Source organism: Ectothiorhodospira mobilis (assembly GCF_900114895.1).
In the GTDB taxonomy this organism is placed as follows: domain Bacteria; phylum Pseudomonadota; class Gammaproteobacteria; order Ectothiorhodospirales; family Ectothiorhodospiraceae; genus Ectothiorhodospira; species Ectothiorhodospira mobilis_A.
Map to the genome: position 1 here is coordinate 291,916 of NZ_FOUO01000002.1, position 15,901 is coordinate 307,816.

A 15,901-nucleotide genomic window follows, 5' to 3' on the forward strand; every position below is an offset into this window, starting at 1 on the left:
TCGTACCGCTCTAGGCTTCTTCCATCGTGCACAGCAAAGGATGCTGGTGCTCCCGTGAATAATCGTTGACCTGCGCCACCTTCGTCTCGGCGATATCCCGAGTATAGATGCCGCACACCCCCTTGCCCCGGGTATGCACGTGCAGCATGACCCGGGTGGCCTTTTCCCGGTCCATGGCGAAGAACACCTCCAACACCTCCACCACGAACTCCATGGGGGTGTAGTCGTCGTTCAACAGCACCACCTTGTACTGGGGCGGTTGCTTGAGCCTGGGTTTGGCTTCGTCGACGGCGAGACCGCCGTCCTCCGGTCGCTTGGGTTCTTCTCCCATGGTCTTTGATCGGTCTGCGCTGGAAACGTTTCACTGTGGGAAGAATGGGCCGCGCCCCCCTGCCCTCTGTCTAGCACAGCCGGCACCGGGTGTCGCGGGGGCCGCGTCAGGAAACGGCCCTTGGAGCGGTGGGCCCCGGGGAATCGTGCCCCGGGGCCGAATGACTGCAACGCAGGCCCGGGCGGATCGCCTGTCCCGGGCCGCGCGCATCGGGGAAACCGATTACATATGCTCGACGATGTTCTCCCCGAAGGCCGAGCAGGACAACTCTTCGGCACCCTCTACGGCCCGGGCGAAGTCATAGGTCACCCTTCCGGAGCTGATGGCTCCGCTCAAACCCCGGACGATGAGATCCGCCGCCTCGACCCAGCCCAGGTGGCGCAGCATCATCTCGGCGGAGAGCACCAGGGAGCCGGGGTTCACCTTATCCTGACCCGCATATTTGGGCGCGGTTCCATGGGTGGCCTCGAACATGGCCACGGTGTCGGAGATGTTGGCGCCGGGGGCGATGCCGATGCCGCCCACCTGGGCCGCCAGGGCATCGGAGATGTAGTCCCCGTTCAGGTTCAGGGTGGCAATGACGCTGTAGTCGCCCGGGCGCAGCAGGATCTGCTGCAGGAAGTTGTCGGCGATGACATCCTTGATGACGATCTCCTTCCCGGTGCGGGGGTTCTCCATGCGGCACCAGGGGCCGCCGTCGATCTCCGTGGCACCGAACTCCTGCATGGCCAGTTCGTAGCCCCAGTTCTTGAAGGCCCCCTCGGTGAACTTCATGATGTTGCCCTTGTGCACCAGGGTGACGGAACTGCGATCATTGTCGATGGCGTAGTGGATGGCCTTGCGCACCAGGCGCTTGGTGCCCTCTTCGGAGACCGGCTTGATGCCGATGCCGCTGGTGCTGGGGAAACGCATCTTGGTCACCCCCATCTCCCCCAGCAGGAAGTCGATGATCCGCTTCGCCTCGGGGGAGCCGGCGGCCCATTCGATGCCGGCATAGATGTCCTCGGAGTTCTCCCGGAAGATCACCATATCGGTGTGTTCGGGATGCTTCAGGGGGCTGGGGGTGCCGGGGTAGTAGCGCACCGGGCGCTGGCAGACGTACAGATCCAGCTCCTGGCGCAGGGCCACGTTCAGGGAGCGGATACCGCCGCCCACGGGGGTGGTCAGCGGGCCCTTGATGGAGACCACATAATCCCGCACTGCATCCAGGGTCTCCTGGGGCAACCAGGTGTCCCCGCCGTAGACCCGGGTGGCCTTCTCACCGGCATAGACCTCCATCCAGTGGATGCGGCGCTTGCCGCCATAGGCCTTCTCCACGGCGGTATCCACCACCCGCTGCATCACCGGGGTGATGTCCACACCGATGCCATCCCCCTCGATGAACGGGATGATGGGGTCCTCGGGCACGTTCAGCGAACAGTCCGCATTGGCGGTGATGCGGGTGCCGTTCTCGGGGACTTTGATATGCTGGTAGGCCATATGGGCTCCTGAATAGATGGATGTGGATTCCGATGATGCCGGGATTATACACGCCAAGACCCGGCCCGTCGGTGACCCCCGTGCGTCCCTGCCCGGGCCCTGCCCATGCCGCCGCCACCCACCCCGACCCGGATACCCTGCCATGCCCTGGACCCCCCGCGTCACCGTCGCCGCCGTCGTGGAACGGGAAGGCCGCTTCCTCCTGGTGGAGGAACGGGCCGACGGACGGCGCGTGTTCAATCAGCCCGCCGGCCACCTGGAGGATGGGGAATCCCTGCTCCAGGCCACGGTACGGGAGACCCTGGAAGAGACGGGCCGGGCCTTCACGCCGCAATCCCTGGTGGGAATCTACCGCTGGAGGCATCCGCAAAGCGGACTCACCTTCCTGCGCGTGGCCATCGCCGGGGAGGTGGGCGAGCGGGTGCCCGGATCGCGCCTGGACCCGGACATCCTGGAGACCCACTGGCTGCCCCGGGAGCACCTGGCCCGGGAACCGGCCGGCCTGCGCAGCCCGTTGGTGCTGCGCTGCATCGACGACTATCTGGCCGGACGACACCACCCCCTGGATCTGTTGGTGGACCTGGAAACGAACCCGGATGCACAGCCGGCCCCCGGCGGTTAGAATCCTCACCCCCCATGCGATCGCGGTTGCCCTGCATGCCCCATCCCCGTGCACAACGTGTCCTTGTCGGTCTCTCCGGCGGCGTCGACTCCTCCGTGGCCGCCCTGCGCCTGCTGCAGCAGGGCTATCGTGTGGAGGGTCTGTTCATGAAGAACTGGGAGGACGACGACGAGCCCGGATACTGCGCCGCCGCCCAGGACCTGGAGGACGCCCGGGCCGTATGCGAGGACCTGGAGATCCCCCTGCACAAGGTAAACTTCGCCCGGAACTACCGGGACCGGGTCTTCGCCCATTTCCTGGCGGAGTACGAAGCCGGACGCACCCCCAATCCGGACATCCTCTGCAACCGGGAGATCAAGTTCAAAGCCTTCCTGGACTACGCCCTGGACAAGGGAGCCGATTGCATCGCCACCGGCCATTACGCCCGGGTGGAGCAGGACTCCACGAGCGGCGAATGGCGGCTGCTGCAGGGGGTGGATGCGGGCAAGGACCAGTCCTATTTCCTCCACGCCCTGGGCCAGCGGGCCCTGTCCCACACCCTCTTTCCCCTGGGGGATCTGCACAAGAGCATGGTGCGGGAGATGGCCGCCGAGGCCGGTTTCGCCAATCATGCCAAGAAGGACAGCACCGGCATCTGCTTCATCGGCGAGCGCCGTTTCCGGGATTTCCTGCAGCGCTACCTGCCGGCGCGGCCGGGGGAGATCGTGGATCCCCAAGGCCGGGTCCTGGGGGAACACCAGGGTCTGATGTACTACACGCCAGGGCAACGCCAGGGGCTGGGGATCGGGGGCACCGCCGGAGGGGCGGAGGCCCCGTGGTATGTGGCAGGTAAGGACCTGGCCCGCAACCACCTCATCGTCGTCCAGGGGCACGACCACCCGGCCCTGCTCGCCACGGCCCTCAGCGCCGGCGAGGTGCACTGGATCCGGGGCACCCCCGAGTCCCTGCCGCTGCGCTGCCAGGCCAAGATCCGTTACCGCCAGCCCCATCAGGACTGTGTGGTGGAGGCTGATCCCCATGGGCGGGGGGGGCTTCGGGTGCGCTTCGACCAGCCCCAGCGGGCCGTGGCCCCGGGACAATCGGTGGTCTTCTACCGCGGGGTGCAGTGCCTGGGTGGCGGCGTCATCACCGCCCGGGAACCCCTGCGCCTCCTCCCGGGGGAAACCCCTTCTCCTTCAACCCCAGAGATGGAAACCCTGCGTGGAAGCCTCGAACCGTAACCGCACCCTGGCCCTTGCGGCCATGTTCCAGTCCGCCGTCCTGGTCAAGGAGCTGGCCTGGCAAGGCCGCTGCGACCTGGACCCGCTGCAGACCCTGGTCTCCAGCCTGTTCGCCTTCGAGGCGGAGAGCCTGGAGGCGGTCTACGGCGGCGTGGAGCACCTGGAACGGGGGCTGCGCACCCTGGTGGAACAGATGGACGCCCCCTCGGGACGCATCGACGGGGAGATCTCCCGCTATCTCATCAACCTGATGGACCTGGAGCGCAGGCTGAGGAAACAACCGGACAGGACCCGGACCCTGCGCCAGGGCATCGAGGTGGCCCAGAGCCAGAGCGAGGTCTTCGGCCTGACCCACGAGAATGTCATGGCCCGCCTGGGCCAGACCTACCAGGACAGCATCAGCCAGCTGGGACCGCGCATCCTCGTGCAGGGGGAGCAGACCCACCTGTCCAACCAGGACACGGCGGCCCGCATCCGCACGGCCCTGCTGGGAGGCATCCGGGGGGCGGTACTCTGGCGTCAGGCCGGGGGCTCCCGCTGGCGCCTCCTGCTGGGGCGCAATGCCCTGGTGCAGGAAGCCCGCGGCATGCTGGAGCACATCGTCGACGACTGATGCGTGCCCCCACCCTATGCGCCAACGCAGCACGGGCGAGAATGATGAGTCGTAGTGGCTCCAGAGCCTGAGCACCTTCACCACTCGCTCGTCTACGCCTTTTTCCAAGCAGGGGGCTTTCCTGAAAAAACGGGGCCGGATCCAGAGATCCGGCCCCGTTTTCAGGCCCCTGTTTTCAGGCCATGAGCACGTCGCCCCTGGCGGCGTGGGTCACGAGGCCGCCTGCACGGGGATGACCTTCCGGGCCGCCGCCTCGTAATCGGGCATGCGGTCGAAGTTCATGTAACGGTAGACCTCCGTCGTGTGGGTGTTCAGGTCCCGGGCATGCTCCTGGTACTCCTGGGGTGTGGGCAGGCGCCCCAACACCGCCGCCACCGCGGCCACCTCCGCCGAGGCCAGGTACACATCCGAGCCGTCCCCCAAACGGTTGGGGAAGTTGCGGGTGGAGGTGGACACCGCCGTGCACCCCGGGGCCACCCGGGCCTGGTTGCCCATGCACAGGGAACAGCCGGGCAGTTCCATGCGCGCCCCGGCGCGGCCGAAGACCCCGTAGTAGCCCTCCTCCCGGAGCTGATCCTGGTCCATGCGCGTGGGCGGGGTGAGCCACAGGCGGGTGGGCAGCTGGGCCCCTTCGCACTGCTCCAGGACCCGTCCCGCGGCCCGGAAGTGGCCGATGTTGGTCATGCAGGAACCGATGAAGACCTCATCGATCTTCTCGCCGGCCACCTCCGACAGCAGGCGGGCGTCATCCGGATCGTTGGGGGCGCAGAGGATGGGTTCGCGGATCTCATCGAGATCGATCTCGATCACCGCCGCATACTGGGCGTCGGCATCCGCCCGCAACAGGCTCGGCTTCTCCAGCCAGTCCTCCATGGCCCGGGCGCGGCGCTCCAGGGTGGCGGCATCGCCATAGCCGTTGGCGATCATCCAGCGCAGCAGGGTGACGTTGGACCGCAGGTATTCCGCCACCCGTTCCTCCGCCAGGGTGATGGTGCAGCCTGCGGCGGAGCGTTCGGCGGAGGCATCGGAGAGTTCGAAGGCCTGCTCCACGGTCAGGTCCTCCAGCCCCTCGATCTCCAGGATGCGGCCGGAGAAGACGTTCTTCTTGCCCCGTTTCTCCACCGTCAGCAGCCCCTGCTGGATGGCGGCATGGGGGATGGCGTGCACCAGGTCCCGCAGGGTGATCCCCGGCTGGCGCTGCCCCTTGAAGCGCACCAGCACCGATTCGGGCATGTCCAGGGGCATGACCCCGGCGGCGGCGGCAAAGGCCACCAGACCCGAGCCGGCCGGGAAGGAGATCCCCAGGGGGAAGCGGGTATGGGAATCGGCACCGGTACCCACGGTGTCCGGCAGCAGCATGCGATTGAGCCAGGAGTGGATGATGCCGTCCCCGGGCTTGAGGGCGACCCCGCCCCGCGCCCGGATGAATTCCGGCAGGGTCTTGTGGGTCTCCACGTCCACCGGCGTGGGATAGGCCGCCGTATGGCAGAAGGACTGCATCACCAGGTCCGCCTGGAAGCCCAGGCAGGCCAGGTCCTTGAGCTCGTCCCGGGTCATGGGCCCGGTGGTGTCCTGGGAACCCACCGTGGTCATGCGCGGCTCGCAGTAGGTGCCCGGACGGATCCCGTCCATGCCGCAGGCCCGGCCCACCATCTTCTGGGCCAGGGTGAACCCCCCGCTGCCCTGCACCGGCTCGGTGCGCACGAAGACCTCCGACGGTCCCCGTCCCAGGGCCTCACGGGCTCGCCCGGTGAGGCCGCGGCCGATGATCAGGGGGATGCGCCCCCCGGCCCGCACCTCATCCAGCATGGTGGCGCTGCCCAGCTCGAAGGTGGTGATCACCTCGTCGCTGCCGTGACGGCACACCTTGCCCGCATAGGGATGGATGTCCACCACATCCCCGGTCTCCAGGGCGGTGACGTCCATCTCGATGGGCAGGGCACCGGCATCCTCCATGGTGTTGAAGAAGATGGGCGCGATCTTGCCGCCGATGCAGACCCCGCCGAAGCGCTTGTTGGGGATATGGGGATGATCCTCGCCGATGTACCACAGCACCGAGTTGGTGGCGGACTTGCGCGAGGAACCGGTCCCCATCACGTCCCCCACCAGGGCCACGGGATGGCCTTTCTCCTTGAGCTGGGCGATCTGCGCGGCGGCGTCGGTCACCCCCTGGCGGGGCACCTGATACATGGCCCGGGCATGGAGGGGGATATCGGGACGGCTCCAGGCCTCCCGCGCCGGGGACAGGTCATCGGTGTTGGTCTCGCCCGGCACCTTGAACACGGTGATGGTGAGCACCTCCGGCACCTTCGGCCGCGAGGTGAACCACTCCGCCTCGGCCCAGGATTCCAGCACCGCCCGGGCATGGGCGTTGCCGCCCTGGGCCTTCTCCGCCACCTGGTCGAAGGCATCGAATACCAGCAGGGTGTGCTTGAGGGCCTCGGCGGCCGCGGCCCCCAGGGTCTCGTCCTCCAGCAGTTCGATGAGCGGGGCAACATTGTACCCCCCCTGCATGGTGCCCAGCAGTTCCACCGCGCGCTGGCGGTCGATCAAAGGCGACTGGGCCTCGCCGCGGGCCACCTGCGCCAGGAATTCCGCCTTCACGCGGGCGGCCTCGTCCACCCCCGGGGGCACCCGTCGGGTGATCAGCTCCAGCAGAAAGGCCTCCTCCCCCTGGGGCGGGGATTGCAGCAGTTCCACCAGTTGGGCGGTCATCCCGGCATCCAGCGGCTTGGGCGGCACCCCGAGGGCTTCACGTTCCCGGACATGTTCACGATAGGCTTCAAGCACCATTGGTCCCCTTGTTGCAGAAAGACCCCGCGGCGCGGGGAAGGCCATGCGACCCCTTGATCGTTCTGTGTTTTTGACAATTGGAGATATTGCGCGGCAGCATTCTAAACCAGCGTGCGCAAGCAGACCACTCGGGTGCCGCACCTCTGCCCGACGGTGCTTCGCCGTCTTCACTCCGTGCCACGCCATGCCATACTGCATGCGGGAGCCGCCGCCTCGGGACCGGCCGAGAACGATGCGGCACCCCAATCCGCCCCACGACCGAGGGAAGTAGCGCGATGACCGATACATTCCAGACCCGTTCCCGCCTCGAGGTGGAAGACCGCAGCTACCACATCCACAGCCTGGCCCCCCTGCGGGAGCGCTACGATGTGGACCGTCTGCCCTATGCCCTCAAGGTGCTCCTGGAAAATCTGCTGCGCAACGAGGACGGCGACAACGTCACCCCCCAGCAGATCGAGGCCCTGCTGGCCTGGGACCCCGCTGCCGAACCCAGCCAGGAGATCGCCTTCACCCCGGCCCGGGTGCTGCTGCAGGATTTCACCGGGGTGCCGGCGGTGGTGGACCTGGCGGCCATGCGCGATGCCATGAGCGCCCTGGGCAAGGATCCCAATCGCATCAACCCCCTGGCCCCGGTGGACCTGGTCATCGACCACTCGGTGATGGTGGACTACTACAACCAGCGCAACGCCCTGGACCTGAACATCAAGCTGGAATACCACCGCAACCGGGAGCGTTACCAGTTCCTGCGCTGGGGACAAAAGGCCTTCGAGAACTTCCGGGTGGTGCCGCCGGGGACCGGCATCGTGCACCAGGTGAACCTGGAATACCTGGCGCAGACGGTGTTCGTGCGCGAGGACAACGGCGAATGCCACGCCTACCCCGACACCCTGGTGGGCACCGACTCCCACACCACCATGGTCAACGGCCTGGGGGTCCTGGGCTGGGGCGTGGGCGGCATCGAGGCGGAGGCGGCCATGCTGGGCCAGCCCGTGTCCATGCTCATCCCCCAGGTGGTGGGATTCCGGCTCACCGGCCGGCTGCCGGAGGGGGCCACGGCCACGGACCTGGTGCTCACCGTCACCCAGATGCTCCGGCAGCGGGGCGTGGTGGGCAAGTTCGTGGAATTCTTCGGCGACGGTCTGGAGCACCTGCCCCTGGCGGACCGGGCCACCATCGCCAACATGGCCCCGGAATACGGGGCCACCTGCGGCATCTTCCCCGTGGACAGCGAGACCCTGACCTATCTCAGGCTGTCGGGACGCGATGAGCAGCAGGTGGCCCTGGTGGAGGCCTATGCCCGGGAACAGGGGCTCTGGCGGGAGAAGGGCGGCCGCGAGCCCGAATACAGCGAGCTGCTGGAGCTGGACCTGGGTAGCGTCGTGCCCAGCCTGGCCGGACCCAAGCGGCCCCAGGACCGCATCCCCCTGGACCGGGCCCGCGGCAGCTTCATGGACACCCTGGATCAATTCCTGCGGGAGCATCACGCCGCGCCGGCGGACGATCAGGAGGAGCGCTTCGCCGACGAGGGCGGCCACGCCGCCCCCGGGGTGGACGACTGCCACGAGAAGGGCGCGGTGGAATTCGAGATGGACGGCCAGCGCCACCTGCTCAAGCACGGTGCCGTGGTGATCGCCGCCATCACCTCCTGCACCAACACCTCCAACCCCGCCGTCCTGCTGGCCGCGGGCCTCGTGGCGAAGAAGGCCCATGAACGGGGGCTGCGGCCCAAGCCCTGGGTGAAGACCTCCCTCGCCCCCGGCTCCCAGGTGGTGCCCGCCTATCTGAAGAAGGCCGGACTGATGGATGCCCTGGAGGACCTGGGTTTTGGTGTGGTGGGCTTTGGCTGCACCACCTGCATCGGCAATGCCGGCCCCCTGCCCGGCCCCATCGCCGAGGCCATCCGCAAGGGAGACCTGATGGTGGCCTCGGTGCTCTCCGGCAACCGCAACTTCGAGGGACGCATCCACCCCGACGTGCGCACCAACTACCTGGCCTCGCCGCCGCTGGTGGTGGCCTATGCCCTGGCGGGCTCCATGGCCGTGGACCTGTACAAGGACCCCCTGGGCACCGACAGCGCGGGACATCCGGTCTTTCTCAAGGACATCTGGCCCAGCCAGGCGGAGATCAACGCCCTCATGCATGCCCATATCACCTCGCAGATCTACCGGGAGAAGTACGCCGACGTCTTCCAGGGAGACAGCCACTGGCAGGGCATCGAGATCAGCGAATCCGAGCGCTACGACTGGCGGGAATCCACCTACGTCAAACATCCGCCCTACTTCGAGGGCATGACTCTGACCCCCGAGCCTCCGGCCCCGGTGCAGGGGGCCCGCTGCCTGGTGATGGTGGGGGACTCCATCACCACCGACCACATCTCCCCTGCCGGCGGCATCCACCCCGAGAGCCCCGCGGGACGTTATCTGCAGGAACACGGCATCGAGCCCAAGGAGTTCAACTCCTACGGCTCCCGCCGGGGCAATCACGAGGTGATGATGCGCGGTACCTTCGCCAACGTGCGCCTGCGCAACCGCATGGCCCCGGGCACGGAGGGGGGATGGACCACCCACCTGCCCGAAGGTGAGGCCATGACCGTCTATGATGCCGCCATGCGCTACCAGCATGAGGGCGTACCGCTCATCGTCCTGGCGGGCAAGGAATACGGCACCGGCTCCTCCCGGGACTGGGCGGCCAAGGGCACCCGCCTTTTGGGCATCCGGGCCGTGATCGCCGAGAGCTTCGAGCGCATCCACCGCTCCAATCTGGTGGGCTTCGGCGTCCTGCCGCTGCAGTTCCAGGAGGGAGAAAGCGCCGAGTCCCTGGGGCTGACGGGGCACGAGCGCTTCGACATCGAACCCCTGGAGGGGGGGCCGAAGACGGCCCAGGTCACCGCCCGGGCCGAAGATGGCGGCGAGATCCGATTCACCGCCCGGGTGCGCATCGACACCCCCAATGAATGGGCCTACTATCGCCACGGCGGTATCCTGCACTACGTGCTGCGGCAACTGGCGATGGACTGAGACAACGGCAGGCAAGCCCCCATAAGACCCCGCCGCGGAGCGGCGGGGACCGCACAAGGATCCCCATGGAACGCAGAAAGACCCTCCCCACCCAGGACGCCCACCCCGGCATGATCGTCGCCGAGGATGTACGCGACCGCAGCGGCCGGCTGCTGATCCCCGCCGGGGCGCCACTGAAGGAGAAGCATCTGCGGGTGTTGAAGATCTGGGGCATCACCACCCTGAGCGTTCGGGATCCCTCCGGTGCGGCGGCGCACCAGGCCCCTGCCGACGGGGATGGGGCGATGCAGCCCGCAACGGATGCCCAGGCCCGGGCCGAGGCGGTCCTGCGGGAGGTCTTCCGCCACGCGGACCTGGAACACCCCCCCCATGGGCACCCTGTTCCGCCTGGCGGTGGAACGCCTCTCCCGGCGCCTGGAGCAGGCATGATCCCCGGGATCGTGCAGGACGTGCTCCGCCGCGATCCGGACCTGGGCACCCTGGCGGACCTCTACCATCGTATCCAGGCGGTCATCGACGACCCCGCCAGCTCCCTGGATACCGTGGCCCGCACCATCGGCGCCGATCCCGCCCTCAGCGCCCGCATCCTGCGCATCGCCAACAGCAGCCTCTACCAGTTCCCCACCCGGGTGGAGTCCATCCCCCAGGCCATCGGCATCCTCGGCACACAACAGGTACGGGACCTGGTGCTGGCGGCCACCCTCATCCGCCACTTCAGCCGCATCCCGGTGAGCGGCGTGGACATGGATTCCTTCTGGCGGCACAGCATCGGCTGCGCCCTGATGGCCCGATCGGTGGCATTTTTCCGACGGGAGGCGAACCTGGAACGGGCATACGTGGCAGGACTCCTGCATGATATCGGCCGCCTGATCCTGTTCATGCACCTGGAGGATTGGGCCACCCGCGTGCTGGCGGCACGCGACCGCAGCGGCGATCTGCTGTACCGGGTGGAATCCCGGGAACTGGGCTTTGACCACAGCCAGTTGGGAGCGGCCCTGCTGGAGCACTGGCGGCTGCCCCCGGCCCTCATCGAACCGGTACGCCATCACCACAGCCCGGACGAGGCCCGCCGGTATCCCATGGAGACCGCCACGGTACACCTGGCGGACAGCATGGCCCATGCCCTGCGTCTGGGCACCAGCGGCGAACGCTACTGCCCCGCCGTGGAAGAGACGGCCTGGCAGCGCCTGGCCCTGCCCGAATCCGCCCTGGAGCAGATCGCCGCACAGACGGACCGGCACTACCAGCAGACACTGGAAGTGTTTCTGACATGAGCAACGGGAGCAGCTACGGGATGACCGTGACAGACAAGGACCAGGAGCCGACCCCCGGAGACGTCTATTTGAGGGAGCGCGTGCGGCATCTGGAAGAGGCGGCGCAACGTCACCAGTATGCCCTGGACGTGCTGCTGTCCATCACCACCCTGTTCGGCGACCACGAGCAGGACCGGGATCCCGGCCCCATCCTGGAGAAGGCCCACGACTGCATCCATCGCCTCCTGTCCCTGGAGGACGCCGGGTATTACCTGGTGGATGACGCCTCGGACTTCCGCCTCCATTACCGCCCACCGGACGCGGGCGCCGGGGCAGACCTGGAGCGCAGGGTCGATGCATTCATCGAAGACGGCACCTTCGCCTGGGCCCTCAACCAGAACCGCCCGGTATGCCTGCCGGCCCGGGACAGCGGCGAAGTCCATTGGGTGCTGCACGTGATCGCCACCCGCTCCCGCATCCGAGGCATGTTCGTGGGCCGCATCCAGAGCCAGTCCCTGCAACGGGACGAACTGGGCCTGCGGCTGCTTACCCTGGTGCTGTTCCACGCCGCCTATGCCCTGGAGAGCGCGGACCTCTACGCCCTCCTGGCCCGGCAGCGGGAGACCCTGGAGCGCGTCTCCCGGCGCCAGTCCGAGGCCCTCGCCCATCAGTACAGCCACGACACCCTCACCGGCCTGCCCAACCGCATCCTGTTCGGCGACCGCCTGAACCAGTTGCTGGGATCGCATCAGGAACAGGGGGAATGGGGAGGCTACCTGGCCGTGATCCTCATGGACCTGGATCATTTCAAGCGCATCAACGATTCCCTGGGTCACCGCGCCGGGGACCGCCTCCTGCAGCGGGTGGCCACGGACCTGCAGGGCCTGCTCTCCGACGAGGCCATGACCGCCCGCTACCGCCTGCGGCGGGCGGAGATCACCCTATCGCGTCTAGGCGGGGACGAGTTCGGTATCCTTCTGAATGCAGTGGAGTCTCCGGACCTGGCGGCACGAGTGGCCCATCGCCTGGTGCAGGCCGTGAACCGGGAGTACGAGGTGGAGGGGCACGCCGTCTTCCTTGCCTGCAGCGCCGGGGTCAGCATCCACCCCCTGGACGGCGAGGACGGCGAAACCCTGATCAAGAACGCCGACGCCGCCCTGCACGAGGCCAAGCGCCAGGGACGCAACGGATACCACTTCTATACCCGGGAGATGAATTCCCACAGCTACCGGTATCTGGTCCTGGAGAACGCATTGGCCAAGGCCCTCTCCCGAGACCAGCTGGAGATCCACTACCAGCCGCAGATCTGCCTCGCCAGCGGACGGGTCCGTGGCATGGAGGCCCTGCTGCGCTGGGAGCATCCCCAGGAAGGCATGCTCCCCCCGGCCCAGTTCATCCCCATCGCCGAGGAGACGGGGCTCATCGAGGGCCTGGGGGCCTGGGTGATGCAGCGGGTCTGCCGGGATCTGCAGCAGTTGGAGGCCGGGGGGCTGCGGCCGGAGTGGGTGGCCGTCAACCTCTCCCCGCGGCAGTTTCGCCAGGCAGATCTGGTGCAGACCTACCGGGACATCCTGCGCCAGGGGGACATCCCGCCGCAGTGGATCGAGCTGGAACTCACCGAGAGCACCCTCATGCAGGACGTGGACGCTGCGGTGAACAGCCTGCGGCAACTGCACCACCTGGGTTTCCGCCTGGCCGTGGACGACTTCGGCACGGGCTACTCCTCCCTGAGCCACCTCAAGAACTTCCCCATCCACACCCTCAAGGTGGACCGGACCTTCGTACAGGACGCCCCGGAGGATGCCAACGACGCCGCCATCGTCACCGCCATCGTGGCCATGGCTAAGGGGCTGGGTCTGGAAGTCATCGCCGAGGGGGTGGAAACCTCCGAGCAACTGGCCTTCGTGAAAGGCCTGGACTGCGGCCTGGTGCAGGGGTTTTATTACGCCCGCCCCGCCCCCCTGGAGACCTTGATCCCCCTCCTGGAGACGCCGCCCCGGAACCGGCTGCCTCCCCCCCACTGAAGCGGATTCCCTCAACACACCGCAGTCTCGTTCGTTCTGCCAACCCCTGGGAGCGCCGAGCCCCAGCTCGGCATCCTTCCTAAGCCGAGCTGGGGCTCAGCGTTCCCGGCATGACCCACCTCGCCCGGGGAACCCCGGAAAGCCCACCCCGGCGGTGACCACAACGCCCGTAGCGACCGGATGGCCGGTGACCCACAGGCATTCAGGCTCTCCGGGTGGCACTCCTCCATGAAATGCAAGTACTTCCAATCCAGGCAAAGGTGAATCCAGATACAGGAGAGAAACCGCAGCTGTGCCCATCCCTGGGAGCGCCGAGCCCCAGCTCGGCATCCATTCCCAAGCCGAGCTGGGGCTCGGCGTTCCCAGCGTGACCCACCTCGCCCGGAACCCAGAAAGCCCACCCCGGTGATGACCACGACGCCCGTGGAGGCCGGATGGCCGGTGGCCAATACGCATCCAGGCTCTCGGTCAGCACTCATCCAAGAGATGTAAGCCTTTCCAATGCAAGGCAAAGGTGAATCCAGGTGCGGGGGATCACCGCAGCCATGCCAACCCCTGGGAGCGCCGAGCCCCAGCTCGGCATCCTTCCTAAGCCGAGCTGGGGCTCGGCGTTCCCAGCGTGACCCACCTCGCCCGGAACCCAGAAAGCCCACCCCGGTGATGACCACAACGCCAGTGGCGGCCGGATGGCCGGTGACCCACAGGCATTCAGGCTCTCCAGATGGCACTCCTCCATGAAATGCAAGTACTTCCAATCCAGGCAAAGGTGAATCCATATACAGGAGAGAAACCGCAGCTGTGCCCATCCCTGGGAGCGCCGAGCCCCAGCTCGGCATCCTTCCTAAGCCGAGCTGGGGCTCGGCGTTCCCAGCGTGACCCACCTCGCCCGGAACCCAGAAAGCCCACCCCGGTGATGACCACGACGCCCGTGGAGGCCGGATGGCCGGTGGCCAATACGCATCCAGGCTCTCGGTCAGCACTCATCCAAGAGATGTAAGCCTTTCCAATGCAAGGCAAAGGTGAATCCAGGTGCGGGGGATCACCGCAGCCATGCCAACCCCTGGGAGCGCCGAGCCCCAGCTCGGCATCCTTCCTTAAGCCGAGCTGGGGCTCGGCGTTCCCAGGATGTCGCTTCATTCATCCTTGGACCCCGGCCCCCCACGGGCGAGCGCCATCGGGTCCAGCAGGGCCCGCAGGCGTTCCTCGTCCAGGTCCGTCCTCTCCCGAGCCACCTCCAGGATCGGACGGCCTTCCCGATAGGCCCGTTTGGCGATGGCGGCCCCCTGCTCATAACCGATGACCGGATTGAGGGCCGTCACCAGGATGGGGTTATGCTCCAGGGCCCGGCGCATGCGCTCCTCGTCCACACCAAACCCCGGGATGACCCGCGTGGCCAGCAGACGGGCCCCGTTGGCCAGCAGTTCCACACTCTGCAGCAGGTTGTGGGCGATCACCGGCAGCATCACGTTCAACTGGAAGTTGCCCGACTGCCCGGCCACGGCGACGGCGGCATCGTTGCCCATCACCTGGGTGCAGGCCATGGCCACCGCCTCGGGGGCCACCGGATTCACCTTCCCCGGCATGATGCTGCTCCCCGGCTGCAGGGGCGGCAGGGTGATCTCCCCCAGCCCCGCCAGGGGGCCGGAGTTCATCCAGCGCAGATCGTTGCAGATCTTCATCAGGCTCACCGCCACGGTCCGGAGCTGGCCGCTGATCTCCACCGCGCTGTCCTGGGCGGCCAGGGCCTCGAAGCGGTCAGGCTTGGGCCGGAAGGGCACCCCCGTGCGCCGGGCCAGGTCCCGGGCCACCGCCTCGCCGAACCCTGCAGGGGCGTTGACCCCCGTACCCACGGCAGTGGCGCCGATGGCCAGTTCCTCCAGGCGCACGGCGCTGTCCTGCAACCGCTCGATGCCATAGCGTACCTGCCGGCCCCAGGCCCCCACCTCCTGACCGAGGCGGATGGGCAGGGCATCCATAAGATGGGTGCGGCCCGTCTTGACCACGTGATCCAGGGCCCGGGCACGACTCTCCAGCGCCCGGGCCAGGTCCTCCAGGGCCGGCAGCAGGTGGTGCTTCAGCCCGAGGCGGGCGGATACATGCAGGGCGGTGGGGATGACATCGTTGGAACTCTGCCCCCGGTTCACGTCATCGTTGGCATGCACCGGCGCCCCCAACTCCATGGAGGCCAGGCGCGCGATCACCTCGTTGGCGTTCATGTTGGAGCTGGTGCCGCTCCCGGTCTGGAAGACATCCACCGGGAACTGCCCGGCATGCTCCCCCCCGGCCACGGCCTCGGCGGCCCGCTGGATGGCCGCCGCCTTCTCGGGGGGTAAAAGGCCCAGCTCCCCGTTCACCCGGGCGCAGGCGGCCTTCACCTCCCCCAGGGCCCGGATGAAGGCCGGCGGCAGGGTCATCCCGCTCATGGGGAAGTTGTCCACCGCCCGCTGGGTCTGGGCCCCGTAGAGGGCGTCGGCGGGTACCGCCACCTCGCCCATGCTGTCCCGCTCGATCCGTTCTCCCGCGCCCATCATCCCCTCCGGATCCCGGCT

At 67.6% G+C, this 15,901-nt stretch carries 10 protein-coding genes; 6 read left to right on the forward strand and 4 right to left on the reverse strand.

Going from position 1 to position 15,901, the window contains the following annotated elements; all coding sequences use genetic code 11:
* Positions 1-10: 10 nt before the first annotated feature.
* Together clpS and icd are read right to left on the reverse strand one after the other, a co-directional pair.
* Positions 11-331, reverse strand: a complete 321-nt coding sequence (gene clpS, locus BM214_RS02730) for an ATP-dependent Clp protease adapter ClpS (protein ID WP_090483658.1) — start codon at positions 329-331, stop codon at positions 11-13.
* A 222-nt stretch (positions 332-553) separates the two neighbouring features.
* Entirely contained in the window at positions 554-1,810 is a 1,257-nt protein-coding gene (gene icd / locus BM214_RS02735) for an NADP-dependent isocitrate dehydrogenase (RefSeq protein ID WP_090483659.1), read from the reverse strand.
* A 142-nt stretch (positions 1,811-1,952) separates the two neighbouring features.
* Between icd and BM214_RS02740 the strand changes: the two genes are divergently transcribed.
* Genes BM214_RS02740 through hflD form a run of 3 tightly spaced genes read left to right on the forward strand, consistent with a single transcriptional unit; the run spans position 1,953 to position 4,265 of the window.
* Entirely contained in the window at positions 1,953-2,432 is a 480-nt protein-coding gene (locus BM214_RS02740) for an NUDIX hydrolase (protein ID WP_090483660.1), read from the forward strand.
* Between the two features lie 35 nt (positions 2,433-2,467).
* Positions 2,468-3,652: a tRNA 2-thiouridine(34) synthase MnmA gene (mnmA, locus tag BM214_RS02745; protein WP_090483661.1), complete on the forward strand. Its 1,185-nt coding sequence runs from the start codon at positions 2,468-2,470 to the stop codon at positions 3,650-3,652.
* A complete protein-coding gene (gene hflD / locus BM214_RS02750) occupies positions 3,633-4,265 on the forward strand; it encodes a high frequency lysogenization protein HflD (protein ID WP_090483662.1) in 633 nt (210 codons plus the stop codon). Before mnmA ends, hflD begins: the two co-directional genes overlap by 20 nt.
* Positions 4,266-4,475: 210 nt before the next feature.
* Here the strand turns inward: hflD and acnB are convergent, their stop codons facing one another.
* Positions 4,476-7,055, reverse strand: a complete 2,580-nt coding sequence (gene acnB / locus BM214_RS02755; protein ID WP_090483706.1) for a bifunctional aconitate hydratase 2/2-methylisocitrate dehydratase — start codon at positions 7,053-7,055, stop codon at positions 4,476-4,478.
* Between the two features lie 278 nt (positions 7,056-7,333).
* Between acnB and acnA the strand changes: the two genes are divergently transcribed.
* The 3 genes from acnA (at position 7,334) to BM214_RS02770 (ending at position 13,352) form a co-directional block, all read left to right on the forward strand.
* Entirely contained in the window at positions 7,334-10,075 is a 2,742-nt protein-coding gene (acnA, locus tag BM214_RS02760) for an aconitate hydratase AcnA (RefSeq protein ID WP_090483663.1), read from the forward strand.
* A gap of 65 nt (positions 10,076-10,140) precedes the next feature.
* Entirely contained in the window at positions 10,141-11,349 is a 1,209-nt protein-coding gene (locus BM214_RS02765) for an HDOD domain-containing protein (protein WP_280521873.1), read from the forward strand.
* A gap of 20 nt (positions 11,350-11,369) precedes the next feature.
* Positions 11,370-13,352: a putative bifunctional diguanylate cyclase/phosphodiesterase gene (locus BM214_RS02770; protein ID WP_090483708.1), complete on the forward strand. Its 1,983-nt coding sequence runs from the start codon at positions 11,370-11,372 to the stop codon at positions 13,350-13,352.
* 1,133 nt (positions 13,353-14,485) lie between these two features.
* Here BM214_RS02770 and BM214_RS02775 read toward each other — a convergent pair.
* Positions 14,486-15,883 (reverse strand): class II fumarate hydratase, encoded by a 1,398-nt coding sequence (locus tag BM214_RS02775; protein ID WP_090483664.1) that lies wholly within the window; start codon positions 15,881-15,883, stop codon positions 14,486-14,488.
* Positions 15,884-15,901: the final 18 nt, after the last annotated feature.

Excerpts from the sequence above, each read along its gene's own strand:
- BM214_RS02775 (WP_090483664.1), bottom strand. The coding sequence starts at position 15,883 with ATGATGGGCGCGGGAGAACGGATCGAGCGGGACAGCATGGGCGAGGTG.
- clpS (WP_090483658.1), bottom strand. The coding sequence starts at position 331 with ATGGGAGAAGAACCCAAGCGACCGGAGGACGGCGGTCTCGCCGTCGAC.
- icd (WP_090483659.1), bottom strand. The coding sequence starts at position 1,810 with ATGGCCTACCAGCATATCAAAGTCCCCGAGAACGGCACCCGCATCACC.
- BM214_RS02770 (WP_090483708.1), top strand. The coding sequence starts at position 11,370 with ATGACCGTGACAGACAAGGACCAGGAGCCGACCCCCGGAGACGTCTAT.
- BM214_RS02740 (WP_090483660.1), top strand. The coding sequence starts at position 1,953 with ATGCCCTGGACCCCCCGCGTCACCGTCGCCGCCGTCGTGGAACGGGAA.
- mnmA (WP_090483661.1), top strand. The coding sequence starts at position 2,468 with ATGCCCCATCCCCGTGCACAACGTGTCCTTGTCGGTCTCTCCGGCGGC.
- acnA (WP_090483663.1), top strand. The coding sequence starts at position 7,334 with ATGACCGATACATTCCAGACCCGTTCCCGCCTCGAGGTGGAAGACCGC.
- BM214_RS02765 (WP_280521873.1), top strand. The coding sequence starts at position 10,141 with ATGGAACGCAGAAAGACCCTCCCCACCCAGGACGCCCACCCCGGCATG.